We start from the raw sequence: 227 nt of genomic DNA, 5'->3' as shown, positions 1-227 counted from the left end.
TCATGGCGATGCCGCTGAGCTCGAGGCGGGCACGGCGGCCGTTGATGATTCCCTCGAGGCTGTCCCCGGGGGCCAGGCCGTGGGCGTCGGCGAAGGCGTCGCTGACGACAACCTGCTCCTCGCGTCCCGCCGTGGGCAGGTGGCCCGCCACCAGGTGCAGGCGGTTGAGGGTCGGCTGGCGGCCGTCGGGAATCGAGACCAGCTGACCACGCACGGGATCCTTGAAG

The 227-nt window shown here is 71.4% G+C and carries 1 protein-coding gene; it reads right to left on the bottom strand.

Annotated features, from left to right (window positions below; genetic code table 11):
* The coding region (locus RI841_RS08315) for a hypothetical protein (protein WP_310705124.1) at positions 1 to 227 on the bottom strand (227 nt) is incomplete at both ends.

This window comes from Halomonas sp., from assembly GCF_031581305.1.
GTDB lineage: Bacteria > Pseudomonadota > Gammaproteobacteria > Pseudomonadales > Halomonadaceae > Halomonas.
The sequence above is the reverse complement of the archived record's forward strand: the minus strand, read 5'-3'. Positions and strand labels throughout refer to the sequence as shown.